The 21069-nt window shown below is 68.6% G+C and carries 19 protein-coding genes; 5 read left to right on the forward strand and 14 right to left on the reverse strand.

What is annotated here, in order from left to right; all coding sequences use genetic code 11:
* Nucleotides 1-167: 167 nt before the first annotated feature.
* Nucleotides 168-4019: a S8 family serine peptidase gene (locus tag AB0G15_RS32560; protein ID WP_362847136.1), complete on the reverse strand. Its 3852-nt coding sequence runs from the start codon at nucleotides 4017-4019 to the stop codon at nucleotides 168-170.
* Between the two features lie 296 nt (nucleotides 4020-4315).
* Between AB0G15_RS32560 and AB0G15_RS32565 the strand changes: the two genes are divergently transcribed.
* The 3 genes from AB0G15_RS32565 (at nucleotide 4316) to AB0G15_RS32575 (ending at nucleotide 7373) form a co-directional block, all read left to right on the forward strand.
* Nucleotides 4316-5701, forward strand: coding sequence for a hypothetical protein (locus AB0G15_RS32565; RefSeq protein WP_362847138.1), 1386 nt, complete (start codon nucleotides 4316-4318; stop codon nucleotides 5699-5701).
* 137 nt (nucleotides 5702-5838) lie between these two features.
* Nucleotides 5839-6582 carry an antibiotic biosynthesis monooxygenase gene (locus tag AB0G15_RS32570; protein WP_362847140.1) on the forward strand — a complete coding sequence of 248 codons (744 nt, stop codon included), beginning with the start codon at nucleotides 5839-5841 and terminating at the stop codon, nucleotides 6580-6582.
* 275 nt (nucleotides 6583-6857) lie between these two features.
* On the forward strand, nucleotides 6858-7373 hold the full coding sequence (locus AB0G15_RS32575; RefSeq protein ID WP_362847142.1) for a hypothetical protein: 516 nt from the start codon (nucleotides 6858-6860) through the stop codon (nucleotides 7371-7373).
* Here AB0G15_RS32575 and AB0G15_RS32580 read toward each other — a convergent pair.
* From AB0G15_RS32580 to AB0G15_RS32640, 13 genes are all read right to left on the reverse strand, one after another.
* The gene (locus tag AB0G15_RS32580; RefSeq protein WP_362847144.1) at nucleotides 7348-8301 is read right to left on the reverse strand and encodes an alpha/beta hydrolase; all 954 of its coding nucleotides are present in this window, start codon (nucleotides 8299-8301) and stop codon (nucleotides 7348-7350) included. The genes AB0G15_RS32575 and AB0G15_RS32580 overlap by 26 nt on opposite strands.
* Nucleotides 8302-8422: 121 nt before the next feature.
* Complete coding sequence (locus AB0G15_RS32585; RefSeq protein WP_362847146.1) at nucleotides 8423-9004, reverse strand: serine hydrolase domain-containing protein; 582 nt, start codon at nucleotides 9002-9004, stop codon at nucleotides 8423-8425.
* Between the two features lie 319 nt (nucleotides 9005-9323).
* Nucleotides 9324-10085, reverse strand: coding sequence for an ABC transporter permease (locus tag AB0G15_RS32590; RefSeq protein WP_362847148.1), 762 nt, complete (start codon nucleotides 10083-10085; stop codon nucleotides 9324-9326).
* Nucleotides 10082-10909, reverse strand: a complete 828-nt coding sequence (locus AB0G15_RS32595) for an ATP-binding cassette domain-containing protein (RefSeq protein WP_362847150.1) — start codon at nucleotides 10907-10909, stop codon at nucleotides 10082-10084. The genes AB0G15_RS32590 and AB0G15_RS32595 overlap by 4 nt, the downstream gene beginning before the upstream one ends.
* Before the next feature lie 23 nt (nucleotides 10910-10932).
* A complete protein-coding gene (locus AB0G15_RS32600) occupies nucleotides 10933-11325 on the reverse strand; it encodes a DUF1048 domain-containing protein (RefSeq protein WP_362847152.1) in 393 nt (130 codons plus the stop codon).
* A 2-nt stretch (nucleotides 11326-11327) separates the two neighbouring features.
* Nucleotides 11328-11657, reverse strand: coding sequence for a PadR family transcriptional regulator (locus AB0G15_RS32605; RefSeq protein ID WP_362698131.1), 330 nt, complete (start codon nucleotides 11655-11657; stop codon nucleotides 11328-11330).
* 413 nt (nucleotides 11658-12070) lie between these two features.
* Complete coding sequence (locus AB0G15_RS32610) at nucleotides 12071-12253, reverse strand: hypothetical protein (protein ID WP_362847154.1); 183 nt, start codon at nucleotides 12251-12253, stop codon at nucleotides 12071-12073.
* A 522-nt stretch (nucleotides 12254-12775) separates the two neighbouring features.
* A complete protein-coding gene (locus AB0G15_RS32615) occupies nucleotides 12776-13990 on the reverse strand; it encodes a hypothetical protein (RefSeq protein ID WP_362847157.1) in 1215 nt (404 codons plus the stop codon).
* On the reverse strand, nucleotides 13987-14271 hold the full coding sequence (locus tag AB0G15_RS32620) for a hypothetical protein (protein WP_362847159.1): 285 nt from the start codon (nucleotides 14269-14271) through the stop codon (nucleotides 13987-13989). Before AB0G15_RS32620 ends, AB0G15_RS32615 begins: the two co-directional genes overlap by 4 nt.
* Nucleotides 14268-16922: an SUMF1/EgtB/PvdO family nonheme iron enzyme gene (locus AB0G15_RS32625; RefSeq protein ID WP_362847161.1), complete on the reverse strand. Its 2655-nt coding sequence runs from the start codon at nucleotides 16920-16922 to the stop codon at nucleotides 14268-14270. The genes AB0G15_RS32620 and AB0G15_RS32625 overlap by 4 nt, the downstream gene beginning before the upstream one ends.
* Nucleotides 16919-17668 carry a class I SAM-dependent methyltransferase gene (locus AB0G15_RS32630; RefSeq protein WP_362847164.1) on the reverse strand — a complete coding sequence of 250 codons (750 nt, stop codon included), beginning with the start codon at nucleotides 17666-17668 and terminating at the stop codon, nucleotides 16919-16921. Before AB0G15_RS32630 ends, AB0G15_RS32625 begins: the two co-directional genes overlap by 4 nt.
* Nucleotides 17669-17810: 142 nt before the next feature.
* Complete coding sequence (locus tag AB0G15_RS32635; RefSeq protein WP_362847167.1) at nucleotides 17811-18095, reverse strand: hypothetical protein; 285 nt, start codon at nucleotides 18093-18095, stop codon at nucleotides 17811-17813.
* Between the two features lie 4 nt (nucleotides 18096-18099).
* The gene (locus AB0G15_RS32640) at nucleotides 18100-18507 is read right to left on the reverse strand and encodes an ATP-binding protein (protein WP_362847170.1); all 408 of its coding nucleotides are present in this window, start codon (nucleotides 18505-18507) and stop codon (nucleotides 18100-18102) included.
* Between the two features lie 461 nt (nucleotides 18508-18968).
* Between AB0G15_RS32640 and AB0G15_RS32645 the strand changes: the two genes are divergently transcribed.
* Together AB0G15_RS32645 and AB0G15_RS32650 are read left to right on the forward strand one after the other, a co-directional pair.
* Nucleotides 18969-19850, forward strand: a complete 882-nt coding sequence (locus AB0G15_RS32645) for a helix-turn-helix transcriptional regulator (RefSeq protein ID WP_362847174.1) — start codon at nucleotides 18969-18971, stop codon at nucleotides 19848-19850.
* A 14-nt stretch (nucleotides 19851-19864) separates the two neighbouring features.
* Entirely contained in the window at nucleotides 19865-20137 is a 273-nt protein-coding gene (locus tag AB0G15_RS32650; RefSeq protein WP_362847177.1) for a DUF397 domain-containing protein, read from the forward strand.
* The last annotated feature ends 932 nt before the right edge of the window (nucleotides 20138-21069 follow it).

A 21069-nucleotide genomic window follows, 5' to 3' on the forward strand; every position in this document is an offset into this window, starting at 1 on the left:
TCGCGGCCGACGTGTGGCGGACGACCTCCTGGATCCGGGCGCTTTCGCCCCGAGCCCGGCGGGGAACCGGCCGGCGGTTCCATCCGATCCGATCGACCGGCTGATCCGACCGGCCCGCCGGGCTCGTCCATCTGCGGTCACCTCGGCCCGAAGGCGTCAGTCCCCGGTCATCTCAGCCCGAAGGCCCGGACGATGGTCTGGGTGACGCTGTTGCCCGCGCTGTCACGGGCGCCGGCGCGCAGGGTGACCGTGCGGGCGCCGCCCGGGGCGCGCAGCTTCGTCGTCCAGCCCTTCTTGCCGTGGTCGAGGCTCGCCCTGCTCCAGGTGGCGCCGTCGTCGTAGGAAACGTCCAGGGTGGCGGTGCCGATCCGGCCCGAGTCCACCACCGACGGCAGGTGCAGCGGGGTGACGGTCAGCTCGGCCCGGCGGCCGGCCCGGCCCGCCCGGTCCACGTCGACGTCGTAGTCGAGCTGGATCAGCGGCAGGTCCCTGGTCGAGTTGCTCTCGACGTACCCCGAGGTGAAGTTCCACTCGGTCAGGGTGCGGGTCGAGTACGGGTACACCGACGCGCTGCGGGACGCCTCGTTGACCAGCCGGTAGGGCAGCCGGTCGGGGCTGACGATCGGCGCCAGCATCAGCGTACGGTCGAGCCGCTCGGTCTTCGCCTGCTCCAGGAGGGTGTCGCCCTGGTAGAGCGAGAGGGTCTGCGTGGCGTTCGGGTTGAAGAGCGCCTCACCCGCGTGGCTGCCGCCCGAGGCCCCCCAGGAGGGCACGATGGCGACCAGCCCGTCGCCCGCGCGGGTCGGCAGCAGGGACGCCGTGTTCATCCGGGGGCGCTGGACCGGGCCGAGCCAGCGCGCCTCGCTGGTCGTACCGCCCTGGTAGGTGAGGATGTCCGAGCTCTGCTGGGTCTCGTCGGGGATGACGTACAGCGACTCGTGCCAGCGGACGGAGTCGTCCGTGGAGACCCAGTCGGTGCGCCTGCTCTGCGCGGGCAGCGCGCTGGTGTAACCGCTGAACCCGGAGCGCAGGCCGTCCTGGAGGTCGATGCGGGTCTCCACGGCCGCCTGCTGCCTGTGGTTGTCGAGCGAGACCTCGACGCGGGCCAGGTCGCTCTTGCGCGGACGGTAGGTCGGGTCGGCCGGGACGGCCCCCTCCCACTTGTGGACGAGGTCGTAGAGGTAGGCGACGGTCGGGTGGGAGACGACGCGCAGCGGCACCGAACCGCGCTGGAGGCGGGTGACGAGCCGCTCGCCCTCGTCGCGGGTGATCGACGCCACGGCCAGCGGGGCGTCGGTCTGCACCGCGTCCCAGGCGTCGAGCCGGCCGCGGCCGGGGTTGACGATCAGCAGGAGCTTCGCCCCCGCCTTCGCCGCCGCCTCGGCCTGCGCCTCCGGGGTGACGGACTCGCTCCATCGCACCACGGCGACCTTGCCCGACGCCTTCACCCCGGCGAACTCCGCCGCGGATCCCGCGCCGGCGAAGACCGAGCCGTAGGTCCAGCGTCCCTCGGGCAGCGGCTTGGAACGGGTCTGGATCAGCAGGTCGTCGAAGTCCTCCGTCTCGGAGGAGACCGCCAGGCGGGGCTGCTCGTCGCGCCAGCGCGCGGCGAACGTCAGCTTCCCGTCGGTGACCTTCGCGCCGGTGGGCTGCACCCAGAGGCTGTCGTGCTGCACGCCGGGAAGGTAGGAATCGCTCACGGCGCCGTTGCCGAACCCCCGGTAGAAGTCCATCCTGGCCATCGTCGTGGTCCGTGCCTGGTCCCTGCCGGACGGCAGGACGGATGTGACCTGGCGCGCGGTGGAGGCGTCCAGGGTGATCTGCGTGTCACCGGTGAGGGATATCTTCGGCTTGCTGAGCAGCACCCTGCCCAGGGAGGACGGGCCGTTGACACCTTCCACGTCGCCCCACATCCACAGGGCGTAGTCGCCGGTCGGCAGCCGCAGCTCGGCGGTGCCGGACGGGTCGACCCCGTGGTACTCGAACGTCTGGTGCCCGTCGGGCAGGTCCCGGGTGATCAGCAGGTCGCCGGCGAGGGGCCTGCCCGCGCGGTCCCTGGCGTGCACGGTGAGCTTCGCCCGCTCGCCCTCCTTGTAGAAGCCGATCGCGGTGTGGGCCAGCAGGGCGCCTTCGGCGCCCCTCGCGTCGAGCCGCGCGCTGAGGTGGCCGTCGAGCTCGGCCCGGTCGACGTTCAGGACCACGTTCACCGTGGCGGTGCCGCGCGCCGGTACCGTGACCTGGGCCGCGGACAGGTCGAACAGGCCCTCGGGTGCCCCGCCGGTGACCGAGAGGTCGAGGGTGACCGGGTTCTCCCCGAGGTTGGTGTAGGTGACCGGCTGCTCGCCCTTCTGCCCGGGGGTGTAGGGCCACCGGACCTTGACCTGGGCGGTGGCGGTGGCGAAGACGGTGTTGCGCGTGGCCGCCGCGACGTCGAGCATGCCGCCGCCGACCTGGTAGGCGCTGAACTGCGGCAGGAGCCTGCTGCTGCTGACCAGGGCGTCCTTGAGCTGCTGCCCGGTCCACTCGGGGTGGGTCCTCGACAGCAGGGCCGCCGCTCCCGCGACGTGCGGGGTGGCCATCGAGGTGCCGCTCATCGTCTGGTACGAGCCCTCGCCCTCGGCGGCGTACTGCGACCTGGCCGCCAGCACGTCCACGCCCGGCGCGGCGATCTCCGGTTTGAGGCCGAAGTCCTCCACGCGGGGGCCCCGGCTGGAGAACGGCGCCAGCGCCGTGCCCTTGGGGGCGACGCTCACCGCGGCGACCGACAGCGCGGCGTCCGCGGTGCTCGGCGCGCTGACCGTGCTCTCCTCGGGGCCGGAGTTGCCGGCCGCGATGGTGAACAGCGCGCCGGTCTCGGCACTGAGCTCGTTGACGGCCCGGCTGAGCGGGTCGGTGCCGTCCGTGGGCCCGCCGCCGAGGCTCATGCTGACGATCTTGGCCTTCTGGTCGCGGGCGGCCCACTCCATGCCCGCGATGATCCAGGAGTCCTGGCCGCTTCCCTGGTTGTCCAGGACCTTGCCGACCAGCAGGTCCGCGCCGGGGGCGACGCCCTTCTCCAGGCCCGCGGAGGCGGCGCCGGTGCCGGCGATCGTCGAGGCCACGTGCGTGCCGTGGCCGTTGTGGTCCTTGACGTCCTGGCCGGGGACGAAGGTGGCGGTGTTCTTGACCCGGTCCCTGAGGTCGGGGTGGTCGGCGTCGACCCCGGTGTCGAGGACGGCGACCTTCACCCCCTCGCCGGTGTTCCCGGCCGCCCACACCTCGGGGGCGCCGGTCTGCGCGACGGTGTCGGCCAGGTTCGCCCTGGCCTTGCCGTCGAGCCAGACCTTGGCGATCCCCGAGGTGAGGGAGGGGGCGGTCGTCGCGGCACGCGACTGCGCCCGCGGGCCCGACCCGGTGAGCGAGGCCCAGAAGCCCGCCGCGCCGTCACGGTCCGCGGACAGCGCGGCGCCCTGGATGCTGCTGAGCGTACGGACCTTCTCCGCCCCGCCCGGCACCTTCTCGGCGCGCCTGCCCACCGCGTCGTCGGTGTAGGTGACGATCAGGGGGAGGCGGTCGCTGCGCGCGTCGTCGTAGCCGTACTCCACGAGCCGCGTGACGTCGAAGAGCCCCTCGTCGAGGAGCCCCGCGCCGACGTACCGCGCGGCCGAGTCGGGATACACGTAGAGGTGGTCGTCGACGGTGCTGACCCGGGCGCCGACGCGCCCGCCGTCCGGGCCCGTGACCGACACGACGGTCAGGGCGCCGGCGATCCGCGCGAGCGTGACCTTGTCCCCGGTGATGAGGGTGACGGTGAGCGGGGTCCCGGCGGTTCCGGCGGCCTTGACGGTCTCGGCGAGCTTCGCCGGGGTGTCCCCGGGAGCGGTCGAGGACGTTCGCGCGAAGGCTTTCGCGGAGGTCGCGGGAGTTGTCGCGCCGGCGGATCCGGTGGCGGTGGCCGAGACCGGCGAGGCCGTGAGGAGAACCGTGAGCGCGGAGGCGAGGGCGAGCAGCCCGTGCCTCCGGGGGGGAGTGCCGTGCAAGGAGTTTCTCCCGAAGTGACTATGGTGCAAAAAGATCAGAGGCCATGATTCGGGATAAAACGGGCGTGTATCAACAATCTTGTATGGCTAATTTCGGACATGTCGTAATCCAGACAGGGAGGTGTGACGGCCGGGAGAGCCGCGGGCGGCGTGACCCGGCGTCCTGGAACGGCATCCCGGACGACGGCCCGGAACGCGGGCGGTCGCTCGGCGGAACGCCCACGTGGCCACGCACCCGATTGCCCGTTCGCCCACGTGGCCACGTACCTGACCGCGCGCCGAACTAAGATCGACAGATGCTCGATCCGCCCTCCACGGCGCAGGTGACACCGCCCCCGAGAACGCGTCCGGGGGCAGGCCGGGTGCTGCGGCGGCTGGTCGCCGTCGCGGTCGGCGTCTGCGCGCTGCTGGGCGCGGTACGGCTCGTCGTGCCCGCCACCGCGGGCACGACCGGCGAGCCGCCCGGAGTCCGGCGGCAGCTGACGTTCCTGCGCGCGGCACTCGACGGCGGCGCCGGTGACCAGGCGCAGAGCCTGTTCCCCGAGGGATACTTCTTCCTGCACGCGCTGTACGGCCTGAGCTGGGTCGAGCTCGGCATGCGCGCGCCGGACGGCGAGCGGCCGGCGGCGCTGCGGGAGGCGCGCTGGGCGCTGGCCCGGCTGGAGTCGCCGTCCGGCCGCGCCCCGTTCGGTTCGGACCTCACCCCGCCGCACGGCGTCTTCTACCGGGGCTGGACCAACTGGCTGCGCGGCGGGACGCTCGCCCTGCAACCGCCCGCGCGACGCGACCCGGCCGAGCTGCGCCGGTTCGCCGACGACTCCACCGCGCTCGCCGAGGCGTTCGGCGCCTCGGAGTCGCCCTACCTGGAGGCCTACCCCGGGCAGGCGTGGCCGGTCGACTCGACCGTCGCCATGGCGTCGCTGCGGCTGCACGACACGCTGCTGCCGCCCCGATATGCCGGTACCGCCGACCGCTGGCTCCAGGCGGTGCGCCGGCGGCTGGACCCCCGCACCGGCCTGCTCCCGCACCGGGCCGACCCCGGCACAGGCGCCCCGGCCGAGGTGGCCAGGGGCAGCTCGCAGAGCCTCGGCCAGCGTTTCCTCGCCGAGATCGACCCGGCCTTCGCCGCCGACCAGTACCGGCGCTTCCGCGACCGCTATGTCGTCTCCCCGCTCGGCCTCGGACCGGCCGTGCGCGAGTATCCCGCCGGCATGGACGGCCCGGGCGACGTCGACTCCGGCCCGCTCCCGCTCGGCGTGAGCCTGTCGGCGACCGCGGTCGCCCTCGGCACGGCCCAGGTCCACGGCGACGCCCCGCTCGCCGGAGCCCTGGCGAACTACGGCGAACTGGCCGGCCTGCCGATCGACACCCCGTGGACCAAGAGGTACGCCTTCGGCCTCCTCCCCATCGGCGACGCGTTCCTGGCCTGGTCGAAGACCGCACGTCCATGGGTGGCCTCACCACCCTCCCCGCCACCGGCGAGCATCTCGCCCTGGTGGCGCGCGCCACTGCTGGCCTTGCTGCTCGTCATCGGCGCCGTTCCCTGGCTGCCCGCCCTGGTACGGCGCCGCCGGGGCCGCCGTGCCCGTCCCGGGCCGCCCGGCGCCCGGGTGCCGCCGGAGCCGACGCAGTCTGGCAGAGGACGAACGTGGCCTGACGCGGACCCAGCCGCGCTCCTATGATCTCCATCGAATCGGGTACGGCGCACCATGGCCGCCCGCGACCGGCTCCGGGCAGAGCGGGTATTGACCCTTCCAGCCGAGATCGTCGGCCGCATAGGATGATTACATGCTTACTTGATCACTCGAAGGTGGAGACGATGATCGTTGAGTACATCCGTTACCGCGTCCCCCGGGCCGAGGAGTTCGAGGCCGCCTACCACCGGGCGGCGGTGCCGTTGGGCAGGGCGCCCCAGTGCCTGGACTACGAGCTGTCGAGATGTGCCGACGAGCCGGGCGTCTACATCCTGCGCATCGTCTGGACCTCCGCCAAGGGTCACCTGGAGGGCTTCCGCGGCAGCGAGCACTTCACGGAGTTCTTCGCCGAGATAAAGCCGTACGTCGCGGACATCGAGGAGATGCGGCACTACGAGCCGGTGCTCGGCAAGACCGAGCCGACGCTGTTCGACTGGGCGGGCGGCGCGACGGCGTTCGAGCGGCTGACCGAGACGTTCTACGGCCACGTGCGCGAGGACGAGGTGATCGGCCCGCTGTTCGCGCACATGGATCCGGACCATCCGCAGTACGTCGCGCTGTGGCTGGCGGAGGTCTTCGGCGGCCCCGACCGCTACACCCGCGAGCGCGAGGGCTACGCGCACATGCTCTCCCAGCATCTCGGCAAGCACCTCACCGAGCGGCAGCGCCGCAGGTGGGTGAGCCTGTTGACGGACGCGGCCGACGAGGTGGGACTCCCCGCCGACCCCGAGTTCCGGGCGGCGTTCGCCGGATACGTCGAGTGGGGCACCCGCCTCGCGGTACAGAACTCCCAGCCGGGCGCCACCCCGCCCTCGCAGGCACCGGTCCCGCGCTGGGGCTGGGGGGTCGCCCCGCCGTACCGGCCGTGACCCCGGCTCCGCGCCGAACGGCGCGGGGTCGAAGGCGGTCCCCCCGGTCGCGGAGGGCTCCACGCCGGTGCCTCTCAGCGAAAGAGGGTGCCTCATCGACATATACCCCGATAAATGGCGTCATTGATCGTATATGGCGACCGGGTCCATGACACCATGTGCTGCGGCGCGCGACCCGCTCAGCCGATGAGCGCGTCCCGACCCCGGCGGCACGTTCCGCCGGTGGGCGGCAGCGGAGAGCGATGCCGGAAGCGGCTCAAGGAACGGGGCGATCGATGCCGATGCGGATGACTCGACTGGCGGTGGCGGCACTGGTGGCCGTGAGCCCGGCGCTGACGATCGCGAACCCGGCGGGAGCCGTCGCCGTCGCGCAGGCTCCGGCGGCGGTCGTCGCGCCGGGCACCTTCGGCCCGTACGGCTACGGCGGCGTCAAGCTGGGGATGACCGCCAGGCAGGCCAGGGCCACCGGCAAGATCGTGCTCAAGTTCGGCGGCGACTGCTCCAACTGGAGCTACAAGGCCCACCGCGACGAGGGCGGGCTCTACATCTCCAAGAGGCGCGGTGTCGCGGTCATCTTCGCGCCGGCCGGGGCGCGCACTCCCCGGGGCATCGGCCTCGGCTCCACCCTCCGCCAGATCAGGAAGGCCTACCCGGCCGTCAAGGAGCGGGAGAGCGGCTACTACGTCACCGTTCCGGGCAACCGCAAGGCGTACTACTACTTCGGTGTCAACCGGCGGGAGAAGATCGAGGAACTCGGACTCGGCCTCAAGACCCAGGACTGCGTGAACTGACCTCCCGCTCCCCGCGTCCGGCGAGGGAGACGTGGTCGCGGACGATCTCGCCGACCCGGCGGGGCAGCAGCGGGGAGAAGAAGCCGTGCCCCATGCCGGGCACGGCCACCAGGCGCGCGTGCGGGATCTGCGCGGCGACCGCCTCGCCGTGCGGCAGCGGGCGGAGGGGGTCCTCGGTACCGTGCACGACCAGCGTCGGCGCGGTGACGGCGGAGAGCGGCGCGAGCCTGTCCTCGGTCATCACCTTCCCTGCCAGGTCGTGGTTGGCCGCGGCGCGCGGGTCGCCGCCCAGCTCGCTCGCGGCCTCGACGAGCCGTCGCGCGGCCCGCTCGTCGAAGGGCAGGACGTCGCCGTTCAGCACGCGAAAGGTCTCCAGGCCGGCCGCGATGCGCTCCTCGCGGGTGGCCGGGGGCAAGGCCGCCGGCCGGACGAGGTGCCGGAGGAACCGCGGCGCGGGCGGCGGCAGGTCGTCGGGGTCGGGATCCTGCCCGGCGAGGGCCCGGGCGAAGGCGGGCCCCGCGCTGTGGCCCATCGGGCCGGTCATGATCGCGGTAAGGGTGAGCACGCGCTCGGGGCGGTGCACCGCCAGCCACTGCCCGATCGCGCCGCCGAGGGATGCTCCCACGACGTGCGCCGCGGCCACCCCGTGCCCGTCCAGCACGGCTGTCGCGTCGCCGGCCATGTCCGCCAGCGTGTAGGGGTGCGTCGCGAAGTCCACGCGGTCGGACCGCCCGGTGTCGCGATGGTCGAAGCGGATCACGTGCAGCCCGCCGTCGAGGAGGACCTCCACCAGTTCGTCCGGCCAGCCCATTCCCATCGTGGAGGTGCCCATGACGAGCAGCACCGCGGGATCTCGCGGATCGCCGAACCGTTCCGTCCACAGTCGCACATTTCCGGACACGACAAACTTCTCTTCGTTCGCCTTCACGGGCGTGAATTTATCGATTTCTCTTATCTGGAGCAAATTGCAATTAATGTGCCATTAGCGGTAATTCATGGTATAATGATAATCGCGTTTCTGTTTCCGATATCCGGCCGGCCCGGTCCCGTCAGCCTGCGGTCCGCCCGTCGCAGAAGACCTCCTTGAGGAGCTTCTCCAGCGCCTTCGGGAACACCTGCGCCGGGTCGATCGCGGCGTCCCCGGCGGTGATCGAGGCGGTCAGGGTCCTGCTGCCGTCGGGCGTGCTGTACATCAGCGCCCCGTAGCCGTTGACGCCGCCGTTGTGGTTGAGGACGGTGCCGACGCAGCCCGGGCCCGTGTCCTGCACGTACAGCCCGAGGCCGTAGCGGCCGAAGAGGCCCTCGCTCCTGGGATGCGGCTCGCGCATCTCGGCCAGCAGCGGCGCCGGCAGGAGCCTGCCGCCCTGCAGCGCGGAGAAGAACGTGTGGAGGTCCCTGGTGGTCGAGATCATCTCACCGGCGCCGAAGCTCCAGGAGGGGTTCTGGCGGGTGACGTCGACCACCTTCCACTGGCCGGCGTCCTGGTAGCGGTGGTAGCCGTGGGCGTGCGGCCCGGGGATCCCCGGCCGGGCACCCGGCACCACGGTGCCCCGCAGGCCGAGCGGCCGCAGGACCCGCCGCCTCATCTCCTCGGCGTAGGAGCGGCCGGTGACCTTCTCGACCAGCAGCACGGCCGCCAGTGTCGTGACCGCCGCTCGCCGGAGGACCTCGCCGCGGATGACCGGGCGCCGGTGTGCGCCGGAGATGCGTGCTCCGGTCGTCGCAGTCGCTGTTGGGAATGGGGTTGTCACGGTTCCTCGTCTCTGGTGTCGCACTCGGGCGAAGCGCTCGCCGAGCGGATCGGGGGCGATGGGGACGGGGCGGGGTGACCTCTCCGACCGGCGGCGCGAGCCGACCCGAGGACGTGCCGTTCTTCGTCACGGCGACCGCGTCGCGGTCCGCCCCTCCGTCACGTCGATCCGGATCGGGGCGGACTCGATCGGTACGGCCCTAGGAGATCTTGCGGCGGTAGGTGTTCATGGCGAAGACGTAGGCGACGACGAGGATTCCGGCGCACCAGCCGAGGGCGATCCAGATGTCGGTGCCGACCGGCTGCTGGGTGAACAGGGCGCGGATGGCGTTGACGATGGAGGTCACCGGCTGGTGCTCGGCGAAGAAGCGCACCGGGCCGGGCATGGTGTCGGTGGGCACGAACGCCGAGCTGAGGAACGGCAGGAAGATGAGCGGGTAGGAGAACGCGCTCGCGCCCTCCATGGTCTTGGCGGACAGGCCGGGGACGACGGCGATCCACGTCAGCGCCAGGGTGAACAGGATCAGGATGCCCGCGACCGCGAGCCACGCCGGCACTCCCGCCGCCGAGCGGAAGCCCATGAGCAGGGCGACGAGCACGACCACCACGAGCGAGATCACGTTGGCGACCAGCGAGGTCAGCACGTGCGCCCACAGCACCGAGGATCGTGCGATCGGCATGGACTGGAAGCGCTCGAAGATTCCGCCCTTCATGTCCATGAACAGCCGGAACGCGGTGTAGGCGATGCCCGAGGCGACCGTGATGAGCAGGATGCCGGGCAGCATGTAGTTCACATACGAATCCGACCCTGTTCTGATCGCGCCGCCGAACACGTAGACGAACATCAGCATCATGGCGATCGGCATGATCGCGGTCGTGATGATGGTGTCCGGGCTGCGCGCGATGTGGCGCAGGGACCGTCCCAGCAGGACGGCGGTGTCGCCGAGGAAATGCCTGTTCATCGTTGTCCCTTACTCGTCGGTGCCGGCGTCGCGGTCGTCGTCGGTGTCGCGCCCTTGTTGTCGGCGCCGACGAGCGAGAGGAAGACGTCCTCAAGGGTCGGCTGCTTCTCGACGTATTCGACCTTGGCGGGCGGGAGCAGTTGCTTGAGCTCGGTGAGGGTGCCGTTCACGATGACCCGGCCCTCGTGGAGGATCGCGATCCGGTCGGCGAGTTGTTCGGCCTCGTCCAGATACTGCGTGGTGAGCAGCACCGTCGTACCCTGGGCGGCGAGTTCCCTGACGGCCTGCCACACCTCGATGCGCGCCTGGGGGTCGAGCCCGGTCGTCGGCTCGTCGAGGAAGATGACCGGCGGGTTCCCGATGAGGCTCATCGCGATGTCGAGGCGGCGGCGCATGCCGCCCGAGTACGTCGACGCCTTCCGCGCGCCCGCGTCGGTGAGCGAGAAACGGGCGAGCAGGTCGTCGGCGATCCTGCCCGGATCCTTGAGGTGCCGTAACCGGGCGACCAGCACGAGGTTCTCCCGCCCGCTCAGGATCTCGTCGACCGCCGCGAACTGCCCGGTGAGGCTGATGGACTCGCGCACGTCCGCCGCCTGCGTGGCGACGTCGAAACCGTTGACCCGGGCGGTTCCCGCGTCGGCCTTGAGCAGCGTGGACAGGATCCTCACCGCCGTGGTCTTGCCCGCCCCGTTCGAGCCGAGCAGGGCGAAGATGCTGCCCCGCGCCACCTCGAAGTCCACGCCGCGCAGCACGCGCAGCTCCTTGTACGACTTCTCCAGGCCCCGCACGTGGATCGCGGGCCCCTGGACCTGATCGGTTGTCATCCGGATATCCGTTCTCTGCCTGGTCACGGCTTGTCGCCCGTGACGCGATCGATGGCGTCGGTCAGCCGTTCCCGCTCCCGGTTGATCCACTGGCCCCCCGGGTAGTTCTGGAGGAACGCCTCGACGAACTCCACGGGGTTCTCCCCGACGATTTCGCGGATCGGGGTTCCGCTCGCCGCGCTCTGTTCGAACAGGTCGGCGAGGTCGTCGTACATCGCGGCCGCGTCGGCGCTGTCCCCCGGCCCGAAATACATCAGGTACCGCTCCAGCGCCTCGACCGCCGCGCGATAGTCCTCGGGAAGCTGCCTGACGCGCGCCTTGTACTGCCGGTAGCGCTTCTTGTCCTCGAGCGGCCCTGTGACCACCTCCAGGTACTGCCGGTAGCGGCTCTTCGGCTCGTTCGACCCTGTTTCCATGTCTAGTTGCCTCCTTCGTGGAGCTGTTCGAGCCGTTCTGCGAGGAAGCTCCAGTTCCTCCAGAACTCTTCGAGGTATTCACGTCCCTGAGCGTTCAGGGAGTACACCTTGCGCGGCGGCCCCTTCTCGGACGGGACCTTCTCCACGTCGACGAGACCGCGCCGCTCGATCCTGACGAGCAGCGCGTAGACGGTGCCCTCGGCGATGTCGGAGAAGCCCTGGTCCCGCAACCACGCCGTGATCTCGTAGCCGTACGCGGGCCGGCCGGACAAGATCGCGAGGACGATGCCCTCCAGCGTTCCCTTGAGCATCTCCGTCAGCTGCTTGCTCATGGGACACCCCCTTCAGCTACTTAATGTTGCTGACTACTGGTACAAAGTAACACTGACTACCGGTACATAGCAACACTAAATAGTTGAGACGTGAGACCGGACCGCGAGCGTGTGGGTACGGGCGACCTGCTCGCCACTCGCGAGCGGGCCCGCCGCCCCTCAGGGGGAGGGGCCGCGTCGGCGCGCCGGAGATCTCGATCCCCGGCCTCGCCGTCGCGGACACGACGGGAGCGCCGGCGACCACGAGCACGGCCGCGAGCGGCGCGATCACTGAACTTCATGGCGTCCACCGTCGCCGACCGCCCTGATACCGGGCCGCCGCCGTGCTGACACGGCCGCTGACGCGACACCGCGTCAGGTCCGATCGTCGCCGGACCTCCGCCGGCCTGGCGCACCGCCCGGCGTGGCCTTCGTCACCGGCCCCTTCGGGGGCGCCGGGTGGATTCGCGGCCGACCAGGTGCCAGGCGACCTCGGTGTCCCGGTCGGCCGGGGTGAGGTGGCCGAGGGCGGTACGGGCGCAGCGGGCGCCCTGGTCGCGAAGGGACTGGGCGACGGTGGTGAGGCTGGCGGGGCGGCGGCGTCCTAACTGTTGCATTTGCTGCAATGAGACCGGTCCGGAGACCGGGGTGAAACCCGACAGGGCGGCGGCGACGCGCCGGCGGACTGGGGTGCCGCAATGGGACCGGTCCGGAGACCGGAGTAAAACTGGATCGCCGAAAACGAACCATGCGTGGTCGTGTCCCAGCCGCAATGGGACCGGTCCGGAGACCGGAGTGAAACGCAATCTGGTCAAGCCACTGCACGACGTCACGCAGGCCGCAATGAGACCGGTCCGGAGACCGGAGTGAAACGGTTCGCGAGCTGGAGATATAGCGGAAAGCAATCAAGCTTATGCTGGAAAAATGTCCGTTTTGACCCAGCGAGTGTTTATCTGAGGTTAGGAACCCTCCAGGGAAAGTGTGCGTGCTTGGGGTTTCTAACCGCTGCCAGAAGTTGATGACGTGGGCTGAGGAACTTCAACAAGGCAAAGATCAAGACGCTGTGCGTTTTCGAATGGCGAGGCGTGCGTACGAGCCAGGATGCCTTCACGGACTTGTTCTGACAACCTGCGTTCTCCCTACGCGGTGAAGCGGCGACGTAGGGCTCGGAGGGCGACGCGTGCAGAGCGGGTGCGTAAGAGCAGGGCCGTCAAGATGACGAAGGCCGCACCGACGGAGGCGTAGAACCAGGGATCGTCCGGCTCCACGACCTGGAGCAGTGCGAGCGCAATTCCGGCCGGAACGGTAACGAGTGTGAACACCACCACTGCGCTGTTGACGTGGCGGGTCTCGTCTTCGCGGGTGAGCCGGTTAGCGTCGCTGATCTCGGTCAGAATCTGCTCGAAGCGTTCACGGAGACCGTGCTGGCGCTGGTAGGCGGTCAGGAGCCGGTTCGGGATGCCGTGGCTGGTGAGGTGCTGGGCCCACAGGCGGCGCCGGAAGGAACCGACCTCCCGTTCCAACTCGGCCATCGCTTCCGGACGGGTGGAGTCGAGCGCGGCCACACTGTGTTCCTCAAGATGTCTGAGCCCCTGGTTCTGGAGCAAACCGAGCATGAGGGCATCCAGATAGATGGAGCGCACATATAACTCCCCGTATCCGAAGAACCGATCCTCGGCCCCGTCATCGCTACGGACGCCGATCACGCCCATGCCGTCGCGCAGGACGGCGGCGTGCCAGTCGATGGAGAGTCTGATGATCTCGCTGTCGGCCGGTTCGAGGTTCTGGGGGTCGGGCGGATAGTCCGCCAGGGTGGTACGCGAGGCCAGGGCCCATAGCCACTGATGTGTCGCCGACCAGCGCCAGTATCTGGGCTGGCGATAGAGACGGGGGAGTCCTCTGCTACCGGGGGTCACGAAGCAGACCGTGAAGGGACGTCCGGGCTCGATCTTCGCCTGACCCTCGACAAGGGACTGCGGGTCGAAACCGACGGGCGGGGCTTCCCGGCGCCCGGCCAGGCCGCGCAGCAGCGACAGGGGCGCCCCTCGCCTGGGCCGCAGGTGAATGGCGACCAGCCCGCAGGCGTCCGGCTCGTCGGATGCCCGTAGTGCCTCGACGCCCAAGACCTCGACATCGCCGACGACGCGGTGAACGGGGTCGTGCCAGCGGCGAGGGTGATCGTCTCGCCCGTACAGGACGCGGGTGGCCTTATCGCTGTAGTACTCGCCGCGCGCCTCGGCGGTGGAACGCATCTGCCGATGCTGGAGGACCAGCGGCCCGGGTGCCCACTCGGGCGTGGAGGGGAACCTGGCCTCGTAGATGGCGACAACGACCTGCCTCGCCAGCCGGGTCACCGGTAGTAGTCCTCGATATCCGGAAGATCGAGTCGGATGACGTAACGCGCACGCTCCGATTCGTCCGGGTCGACCATGAACCTCACCCGCTCGCCGGTCCGGATCGTACGGAACCCCTCGGTCACGATGTCGGAGTACATGAAGGAGTGGTGCGTCTCGGTCTCGATGTCGCGGACCACGTACGTGCCCTGCCGCCCGTCGTGCCCACTGCCCAGCGGCATGCGGTCGACGATGTGACCGAACCGCTGGCCGCTCGCCGTCACCGTCTCCTCAATGCTCATCCGAGCTCCTCGACGCATCTGAAGCCGACCGCGTTGCTGCATCCCCGGCGCCGGGACAGCCCCTTGGAGGAGACCTGCAACGCCCGGTACGGGTTGTCGTAGGAGCCGCCGCAGATGACCACCTCGTTGAGGTTCTCCAGCACCGTGCCGGTGATCTCCCAGACGTTCCCGGCCATCTCCCGCACCCCGAACGGCGACACGTTCTCCGGATGCGCGTCAACCGGTCCCGGCATGGCCTGGCTGAGCCGCCCCCGGTCGAGCTCCTCCCGCCACGCCTCGTACGTGATCAGTGGCCGTCCGCTCCACGAGTCAGCGCAGTTGACGATGTCCAGGTCGATGTCGTCACCCCAGGGGAACAGCCGCCCGTCGCCACCCCGCGCGGCGGCCTCCCACTCCAGGGAGGTCGGCAGGCGCTTGCCCTCGAAGCGGGCGAAGGCGTGGGCGCTCCAGTAGTTGACGCAGATCGCCGGATGGTTCTCGTACGCCGGGTCGGTGAAGTACTCCTGCACCTTGAGGCGTTCCTGCCACGGCTCGTGGGAGAACTCCGGTGGCTTGTCCGGATGGTCCCACTGCTGCGAACCGTGCTCCCGTACGGCCTCTAGGAAGCGGTTGTAGCGGCCGACCGTGACGGGGAAGCGGTCGAAACGCACCGGGCGCTCAACACGCCGGAGCATCAGGTGGTGACTAGGCCCGACGAGGTACGCGCCCGCGGGCAGGACGCAGTCGTCAGCCGGAGCCTGTGACGTCTGGTGGGAACGCCGGTAGAGGAACTCCCTGACCTGCTCGGTCAGGCGCGGACCCGCCTCGACTGCTGACTCCCGACCGGATGGGTCACGCAGATGTTCGGCCGCCAGCAGCTCCTGGTAGGCCGAGTGCGCGAACGCGATCCCGGACGAGTCGACGGGCCGGAAGAACTCCTTCAACCGGAAGGCGTCATAGGTCAGCCGCCCTCCCCCGAAGAGGGATATGCCCAGCTCGTTGACGAGCTCGACGAACGTGAACGTCGTACGGCCACGCAGGAAGGCCGAGCCGAAGTACGCGACGATCGACGGCAGGGTTTCGGTGAGACCGGCCGAGGCCGCCGCCCGCGTCATGTGCCGCCAGACGAGATCGACGAGGTGCAGGCGATCGTCGCCGCCGTCGAGTTCCAGCTCGCGTGCCAGGCGAAGTTCGAGGGGCGTCCCGGCGTCCGTCGCGTCCTGGAGCCGCAGCGCCGAGAAGCGGGGTACGCGCAGCGGATTCACACCCTGTGCGTGGAGTTGCTGGACGAGCTTCTCCGACACCAGCGCGGTGCCGTCCAGCAGCCGTCGCACCTGCGGGGAGTCCTCAAGGAAGGAGACCCGTGAGCTCGTGACCACCGCCGACTCCGCCGACAGCACCTGGGCGAGCTCGGTGAACAGCTCCAGGAACCCCTCCTGCGTCATCGACGGCACCGCCTCGTCGATGCCGTCCAGCGCGCACGCCACCGACCCCGACCGCGCGAAGTAGTGGAAGACATCGAAGACGTACGAGTTCTCGACGGCCATGTACGGCGCGAGCGTGCGCGTGACGAACTCCCGGAACTCCTCGTCGCGACCCTTGAGGCTCATGTCGAAGTAGAAGCGGTAGCGGCGCCGGCTCGCCGTCGCCGACCCGGCGACCAGCTGCTTGAGCAGCGTCGACTTGCCGCTTCCCGAACGGCCGACGATGAGCAGGTTCCCGCCCGAGGAGGCGACCTCGTCCAGCAGCTGGTCGGCGGCACCGACCCGGGAGATCCGCTGCTCGCCGGTACGTTCGTCCGTGGTGAGCAGGTCCCCGGATATCGTCAGGCCCACCGGATCGAGCAGCTCCGGGTAAGCGCCGAAGACGTCCGCCAGATGCCGGTCCAGGTCGACGAAGGCGTCCATAAAACGGTCGTAGGTGACGATCCGATAGTCCTCCCCGAGCGGACTCGGAGCCACCTGGACGCCGTCCTCCTCCAGGATCAGGAACCGGGTGAGCTTGGGCAACTGGGTCTGCAACAGCTCCCCGCCGGTGGCCTCCAGCACCGCGGCCACGTCGTCGACATTCCTGCTGAGCAGCAGCTCGACGTACTCGCTGCGCAACCCCCGCTCGCGGAAGAAGAGCTGGTAGACGGTGTTGCGCGACAGCTCGAAACGCTTGACCGGCTTGTAGTCGAGGGTCAGGTAGAGCCCGGCGAGAAACTCCGCCTTGAGCGCCACCTCGGGAGAGAGCTTGGGCACGTCCCCGGTCAGGATGCCGCTGCCGGTGCTGCCGAACCAGGCCAGCACATCCAGCAACCGGCGTACGGCCGTCAGCCCGTCCTCGTCGGCGATCTCGTAGCCGTCGTGGGTGGACCGGTTGCGCAGGCGCTGGATGTCGCGCAGCGAGTCGAGGACGCTGCTGCTGCGGATGTGCGGCTGCGCCCCCTTGATCAGCTCGCTCAGGGCCTTCCCACCCGGGTCGCCGGGGACGTTGTGGTGTCGCCAGAGCTGCTTGAGGATCCGCTCGGTGATCTTCCCGACCAGCGCGATCGCGTTCTCGGGATAGCCGTCACCAAGCGACTTGATCGGCCGTTCGAAGTCCAGGCCGAGGTGACGAGCGACGCGGGAGTGGTCGTCCAACTCGTTGCGGAGCTGGTAGAGACGGCTGTCGAGCTCCACGCTGCTCACGCTTTCACCCCAAATACGAAGGCGAACCGGTCGAGGCACTGTAACTCGGCACCCGGATGCTTGCTCCGGATTTCCTCGATGCCCTTTTCCAACTCTGCATCATCGAAGCTGGAAAGCAGTGACATGTAGCGGTTTCGGACCATTCGCAGATAACGCTCAGTGCTGAAAGCAAGCGGGAACTCGTCGTAGGTGAGCTCGGCGTCGAGACCGCTGCCGCTCATCGCGTCGGCGATGCCGGCAGGATCGGGCTGGCGCTCGCGAAACAGCCTCAGCGCCGCGTCGAACAGCGGGTAATCGATGCTCGTCGGCAGCATGACCACGAGCATCCGTCCGCCCGGCCGCAGGAGACGGGCCAGCCCATTGAGGACTCGGGGCGGATCGGCGACGTGGTGGATCACCTCCTTGAGCAGGATCGCGTCGTAACCGTCATGCGGAGGTCGTACGCGCTGCTCCGCGAGCTCCTCGGCCCCGGTACGCAGCGGGATCAGACGTTCATGAGCGGGAAGCTGGTCGAGCATCGCGGAGGAGGGATCGGCGCAGACCACCACCTCGGCGTGCTCTGCGAGCTCTCGCGCGTACAGGCCGGTTCCGCCCCCGACGTCCAGCACCCGGTGATCTGGAGTGATCCGGAACCTGTCGAGAATGTTTCCGGTCATCCATTGAATGAATTCCGGACTGTATGCCCAGTTCTCGTCATATTTGTCAGCGAGGCGATCGTAGTGAGCCCGCGTGACATCGTTCCGCACGAGACATTCCCTCCAAGCCGAGACACCAGGGCAAGCCAAGGGTCCAACGGACGGTGAGGTGGGTCAAGGCCGGTCCGAAAGCGGGATTGGTCATGCTCTTTCGGAGGGGTGCGGATTTGATAGGAGTGAATTCAGTAGCGGATTACCGTACGAGGCCATGCAGCAGGGCGATCCACATCGCGTCCGCCTCCCGGGCCTGCCAGCGGTCGCTCTCGTCGATCGAATGATCCCGTCGCGTACGGCGGATGAACCTCAGCCCGCCCGCCTGGCACAGCTCGTAGAACAGGGCGCCGCAGTCGCAAGTCCACCTGACGACCCGAGCCTGCCTGTCCCCGCGCAGAGGGTGCCAGGTCAGCGTCTCGGAGTGAGAGCGGGCGGGGAGGACGTGCGGGCTGATGCAGCGGGGCGAGTAGTCCCAGCTGATCACAATGTCACTGTCCGCCCAACTGAAACCAGACCACGCGCCCGGCCAGGGTCTCGTACCAACCCCAGGCCGAGGACAGCTCCTGCACCAGCCAGAGCCCGCGTCCTCCACCGCTGTCGGGCCCTACGCCCGCGCAGAGGCGAGGCCGCTGCCCGGTCGATCCGGCGTCGACAACGTCGATGTGGAGCGTTCCAAGATGGTTCGCGACGGCAACGATGACTCGGCCATCGGGGCACCGGCCGGAGTCGGAGTGGCGGATCGCGTTGGTGACGAGCTCGGTGACGAGCAGCAACGCGTCGTCGATGTGTGGGTGGTCGGTCCCTTTCAGCAGGTCGCGGACGTAGCGACGGGCCCGTGGAACAGCCGCGACCTGCGCGGGCACTTCGACCTGACCCAACAGCCCCAGCGCCCTCACCGCGTCCCCCGCGTGATCCGCTCACAGACCTTCTGTGTCCCGGTCCGGGTGCCTCGCTCGTGTCTCCGATCCCAGGCGCACGCTGAGGCGCGGCCTTGCTGCTCGGTTACGGGCTTTGGTCCTCCGGACGGAAGGAAGATCTCCATGCTCGCCGGTCCACCAGGAGAGAGCCGCACCACGGAGTCGACCCCCAACTCATGCAACTCCCAGGCCAGCTCCACCAACTGCCCGCCCCACCCCTGAAGATCACGCGCTCTCATCTTCCCGCCACCCCTTTTCGGTTTTGAAGGCGTTCGACCGGAAGTTGACGATTGCTCTCCATGAGCAATCCATCACTCTGTGTGCTTAGCTTGCATGACCGTAGCTCGCTCGGCAATAAGAATCGAAATGAACATCGTGCATGTTGATGAACGAAGATCACTTCGGCAGACTGCGGTACGTCAGTTACGGAGAGGAGTGGAATGGGTGCTCAGCGGAGCCCGTCGGTTCGGAGACGTCGCCTCGCAGCGGAGTTGCAACGCCTCCGGAAGGAGGCGGGGCTGACGCGAGACCAGGCGGCCGAGCACGCAGGATGCTCGCCCGTCACCATCACGCGGATTGAATCGGCCACCAGTGCAGCCACGGTCGCGCTGGTGGCAATGATGCTCGATCTTTACGGGGTCGCCGGTGATCGCCGAGAAGCGCTCATGCAACTCGCCCGTGATGCGCGCAAGCGCGGGTGGTGGTACAAGGTGTCGGAGGCGATTCCCGAGTGGGTCCAGAGCTACGTCGGCCTTGAAGAGGAGGCAACGACCCTCCAGGAGTACCAGTCGGAGTTTGTGCCCGGATTGCTCCAAACTGAGGACTATGCGCGGGCCGTCATGAGGTCGGCACCCGTGTTGCCGCCGGACGAAGAACTGGAACGACGGCTCTCGATTCGGATGAAGCGACAGGAGCGAGTGCTGGAGCGTCCCGACCCGCCCATGATGTGGTGCATCCTCAACGAGGCGGTCATACGTCGGCCGGTCGGAGGGGTCCAGAGCATGCGGGATCAGCTTCGCAGGCTGATCAAGCTCTCCGAAACAAACCACGTCACGATCCAGGTTCTACCGTTCGCCACCGGTGTTCACCCCGCGATGGATGGCGGATTCACTCTCCTCAATTTCCCCAAACTGTCCGATCCGGACACCGTGTATGTTGAGTATTGGCAGGGAAGTGTCTATTTAGAGGATCCGCGAGAAGTAGACGCGTATGTCCTGCTCTTCAATCACCTGCGTGCACGAGCCCTCGGGCCGGACCAGACTCGCAGCTTGATCGCGCAGGCTATCCGAGACATGCAAGCGGACGGAGAGGCTCACCCATGATGGATCTTTCCCACGTGATCTGGCGCAAGGCGAGCTTGAGTAATGCCAACGGCGGCCAGTGCGTCGAGGTCGGCGTCTGGCACAAGAGCACTCTCAGCGGTAGCTGTGTTGAACTTGCGCTCACCGACAACGCCCAAGTCGCCCCGGAACACACGGTAGATACCGAACGCCTTTTCCTGGTTCGCGACTCCAAGGACCCTTATGGCCCAGTGCTCTCCTTCACCTCCGCCGAGTGGGACTCCCTCCTCGTGAGCATAAAGGAGGGCTATCTCGCGGACCTGGCTTGATGACTCGGCGGGCCGCACTCTTGTTCTCGCAATGAGATTGATTCGGTGTAACGAGGCCGGTTCGGAGACCGGGATGAAACCGGCGAGCCCGGAGTCACTGAGGCACAGCTAGACGAGCCGCAATGAGACCGGTCCGGAGACCGGGGTGAAACAACGGAGTGCCCTGGCGGGGAGCTTTACCGGTGGCTGCCGTAATGAGACCGATCCGGAGACAGGGGTGAAAACCGCGCCCTCCTGCACGAGCTTTCCTGCATCACCAAGCCCGCAATGAGACCGGTCCGGAGACCGGGGTGAAACTGCCTGGAGCACGATGGTCTCCATGGCGTGGTTGTTCCCGCAATGAGACCGATCCGGAGGGCGGGGTGAAACAGCGCGGCGCGAGCATGGAGCTCGAAGGCATGACGCTGCCGCAATGAGACCGATCCGGAGACCGGGGTGAAACGCCAGCCAGCGGGCACCGACGGTGCCGAGGTCGAGGCCGCAATGAGACCGGTCCGGAGACCGGAGTGAAACACCGCGCCGCGTCCGGCGACGTCACGCCCAGCCCGCCGTAATGAGACCGGTCGTGAAGACCGGAGTGCAACTTCTGTACACCTGGACCCTGGACACCACACAGCAGGCGGTCCCGCAATGAGACCGGTCGTGAAGACCGGAGTGCAACGGAGGAGTAGCCGGTTCAGGCCGCTCAGGGACTTTCGCCCCGCAATGAGACCGGTCGTGAAGACCGGAGTGCAACAGTTCGACAAGATCAGCGAGAAGTTACTGAGCGAGCGCCCGCAATGAGACCGGTCGTGAAGACCGGAGTGCAACGCTTCGCGAGCTGGTCTTATGACACAGAGTGATTGAATTGAGGCGAAAGGATGTCTAGTTTGGGTTTTTGAGTGCTTGTTTGGGCTTCGGAACCTCCCTGGGAAAGCGTGAGTGCTTGAGGT

Source organism: Streptosporangium sp. NPDC023825, from assembly GCF_040639575.1.
Taxonomy (GTDB): Bacteria; Actinomycetota; Actinomycetes; order Streptosporangiales; family Streptosporangiaceae; genus Streptosporangium.